Origin of the sequence: Microbulbifer sp. (assembly GCF_036563125.1) — a bacterium.
In the GTDB taxonomy this organism is placed as follows: Bacteria; Pseudomonadota; Gammaproteobacteria; order Pseudomonadales; family Cellvibrionaceae; genus Microbulbifer.
Genome location: NZ_DATCMV010000015.1, coordinates 1 through 3,591, shown reverse-complemented (window position 1 = coordinate 3,591; position 3,591 = coordinate 1). Strand labels below are relative to the sequence as shown.

The window sequence follows — 3,591 nt, the reverse complement described above, 5'->3', positions numbered from 1 at the left end:
ATAACGGTTTGGTCTTTATACCTGATATGAATTAGAGGTGTTCTGCTCAGATTGTTCTTTTTTTAAACAGTGAAAACAGGTATTGTGGCTTTTCGCGCAGAGCTGATTAAAAAACAGCCAATTGCAACTTTAGCGAAATATCCGGGTGGTCAGAATATGTTTTCACGAATACTCGCGTACGTAGTCGTTTTTTCCGGCACATGGCTGTTTACCAGCAGCTCCATGGCGGCGGACAATCTGGCGAAAGACACCTGGTACGAAATTGACAGCGCTAACTTTCACATCGTCACCAACGGCGATCCCGGCGCTGTACGCCGTCTGGCGGAAGATCTGGAGCGCTACCGTTCGGTGGCGCTGAGCCTGCTCGGTGCCAACGATGACGGCGCCAAGCTGACCATCTACGCCGCTGCCGACCGCGAGAGCTATGCGGGCCTGGTGGGCGAGGATCTGTCGGAGCTCACCAACGGGCTGTTCGACACCACCGCCGAGGGCAGCTATGCGCTGGTGAACCTTGACGGCCGCACCGGCGAGCGCCAGCTGGAGGCTCGGGAATTCCTGTTCCACGAGTACACCCACTTCCTCAGCTACAACGGCACTACCACGCACTACCCCTACTGGTACAGCGAGGGCTTCGCCGAGTTCATGTCCACCATGACCTTCGGCCAGGGCAACACCTACGAGATCGGTGCCATCCCCGGCGAGCGCGCCATGACCCTGCTGTACACCAGTCCGGTGCCGCTGCAGGAACTGCTGCGCGCCACCGTGTACAACACTCCGGATGAAGAGAAGGGCCGCATTTACGCCAGCGGTTGGATGCTTGCCCACTGGATCATCATGGAGAGCGGCAAGACCGAGGAATTCAAGCAATTCGTCAAGGATTACAACAACGGCGCCGACCCGGTGAAGGCACTCACCAAGAATCTCGGCATGTCCATCCGCCAGATCGAGAAGGCCTACAACGACCAGTTCCAGAGCGGGCGTTTTGACCTCGCCCGCGGCAAGGTACCGGCCAGCTTCAAGTCGGTGCGCCCGAAACTGAAGGTGATGAGCGGCCAGGAGACGGTGGTTGAGCTGGCGCGCTTCCTGGTGAAGTCCGGCTACAACACCGAAGGGCTCGAGCAGATGGTGAAGTACGCCGAGCGCGAGAATATCTACTCGGCAGAGCTCACCGCGGTGCGCGCCGATGCTGCCACTCGCGCGGGTGATTTTGACAGCGCTGCCCATCTGCTGGCCCAGGTGGCTCCGTCCGATCGCAACCAGTTCTGGTATCAGAAGGCCCAGGCCTGGCTGTGGCTGAACCGCGAAATCGGCACTCTGGGTGGCGACCGCAACAAGGCGGCACTGAAGAAGGCCCGCGACCAGTTCGTGCAGCTGGTCAACAACCAGTCCGGTGAGGCGATGAACTGGTACGGCCTGGCGATCACCATGGAGATGCTCGGCTACCCGAAAAAACAGTACGTGGACATGCTGGAGCAGGCCTACCTGCGCGCGCCCCGCGAAGTGCATATTGCCCAGTGGATGGCCAAGGAGCTTTACGAGCGTAAAGACGCATCGTACTTCGCCCAGGTGGCGCAGCCGCTGATGCTGGAACTCACCAGCGAGGTTGAGTACAACGAGATGAAGCACATGCTGGCGGAGCTGAAGCCCGAGGTGAGTGGCCAGGCGATCGAAAGCGTGAAAAGCCAGAGCCGCGCACTGGTGAAAGACAATACGCAGAGCAACAAGAGCGCGACCGGCGGCAATGCTGCCAAGGCGTCGCCCTGACGGATTACACTTTTCTCTGCCGAATTGGCGGAATACTTGGGGGGGCATAGCTCCCCTTTTTTATTAAGTGCTGTAAATCTATTGCTCGTACAATTCCAGCGGTAGTCCGTCCGGATCGCTGAAAAAGGTAAAACGTTTGCCGGTGTACTCGTCTACGCGCACCGGCTCCACCTCCACGCCGCACGCCTCGAGGTGTGCCTTGGTTTCCTCCACAGAATCCACCACAAACGCCAGGTGCCGCAATCCCTGCGCCTCGGGATAGCTGGGGCGCGCCGGCGCATCGGGGAAAGAAAACAGTTCCACCTGACCGCCGTCTGGCAAACGCAGATCCAGCTTCCAGGAATTGCGCTGTGTGCGGAAATTCTCGGCAATGATCTCAAGACCGAGAATTTCGCAATAAAAGCTCTTCGAGCGCGGGTAATCGGAGCAGATGATGGCCGCGTGGTGGATGGATTTCAGCATAGTGATGCCAGCGGAGGAATTTCCGCTAGCTTAAACGCAGCAGCGCCGCTGTCCAGAAGGTATCCGAAAATATACAGGAATCTTTTTCGCCCGACGCCTGATACGCCGCTGGCAGGGCGGCGACAGATGTGCCTGGCTTAAGCTAACCATCGAGCAGTACGGAAACGGGGACCGGTTTCGCAATGCTGTTGAACACCGGTGAGTACTTTTGAGCCATCTGGATTAGCTCTTCTTTCTGTGCTTCCGGAATGTCGGCTTCGATTTTGAAATATATCCGAATATTTTTATAACCGACGGGTACTTCTTCCGATATTCCGAGAAATCCCTGCAGGTCCAGGTCGCCTTCGTAGCGCGACTCTACCTTGGTGATTTTGATACCCCGTGCCGCAGAGTGCGCGATGAGACTGGTGGTCAGGCAACCGGAAAGGGCCACAAGAAGATACTCCACAGGGTTTGCCCCCAGGTTTTTCCCGCAGAGCACCGGCGGTTCGTCAATCTCGAAAACCAGCGGGTCCCTTGAATCATCCTCCTGCAGAGCCCCATAGAAACTTTTCACGGTCGCGCGATTGTGCGTGCCGTCTATCCAGGTATTGGTTGCCCGGAACTTGAAATGGGCAATTTCCGGATTTTCCTTGACCTGTTCGATGGTGCTGAATAGCTGGTCGACATCGATACCGTTGAGTTTGTTTTCCTGTGTCATGTTGTCACTCCTCGCGCAGGGACTCATAACAACGGAATGGTAGTGCCGGACACAGCCGGATTGCACTGAAACTGCAAAGGGAGGGCGGGTGTCGGCTCCGGGCGGTGTCAGGTTTGCGTTTCGATCGTGCGAATGACCCTGGCCGGGTTGCCCGCCAGCACCACATTGTCACCGAAACTTTTGCTTACCACCGCGCCGGAGGCGACCACCACGTTATTGCCCAGGGTAACACCGGGGTTGATCACTGCCATGCCGCCGATCCAGCAGTCGTTGCCGATGGAGATCGGCTTGGCGTACTCGAGCCCACTACGTCTTTCCACCGGGTCGAGTGGATGGGTGGCGGTGTAGATGCCCACCTGTGGTGCCAGCATGCAATTATCGCCAATGCGCACTTCCGCTACATCGAGAATCACACAACCGAAATTGGCAAAGAAGTTCTCACCCACATGGATATTCTCGCCATAGTCGCAGTGAAATGGAGATTCGATCTGGATCTGTGCGCCGGTGCTGCCGAATAGCTGGCGGATCAACTGATCCCGCCGGGGACGGTCCTGCTGGCTGACGGTATTCAGTTCTTCGAACAGGATGCGTGCGCGCAGGCGCATCTCCGCGAGCTCCGGGTCTGCCGGGTTGTACATCTCACCGGCAAGCATTTTTAGTTTTTC

At 57.3% G+C, this 3,591-nt stretch carries 4 protein-coding genes; 1 reads left to right on the top strand and 3 read right to left on the bottom strand.

Features of this window, described 5'->3' with window-relative positions:
* Positions 1 to 156: 156 nt before the first annotated feature.
* Entirely contained in the window at positions 157 to 1,764 is a 1,608-nt protein-coding gene (locus tag VIL80_RS00980) for a hypothetical protein (protein ID WP_332034300.1), read from the top strand.
* 78 nt (positions 1,765 to 1,842) lie between these two features.
* Here VIL80_RS00980 and gloA2 read toward each other — a convergent pair whose 3' ends face one another.
* The 3 genes from gloA2 to VIL80_RS00965 form a co-directional block, all read right to left on the bottom strand.
* Positions 1,843 to 2,226, bottom strand: coding sequence for an SMU1112c/YaeR family gloxylase I-like metalloprotein (gene gloA2, locus VIL80_RS00975; RefSeq protein WP_349257173.1), 384 nt, complete (start codon positions 2,224 to 2,226; stop codon positions 1,843 to 1,845).
* Positions 2,227 to 2,368: 142 nt separating this feature from the next.
* On the bottom strand, positions 2,369 to 2,926 hold the full coding sequence (locus tag VIL80_RS00970; RefSeq protein ID WP_332034299.1) for an OsmC family protein: 558 nt from the start codon (positions 2,924 to 2,926) through the stop codon (positions 2,369 to 2,371).
* A 107-nt stretch (positions 2,927 to 3,033) separates the two neighbouring features.
* Positions 3,034 to 3,591: sugar O-acetyltransferase (locus VIL80_RS00965; protein ID WP_332034298.1), on the bottom strand; the 558-nt coding region annotated here is incomplete at its 5' end.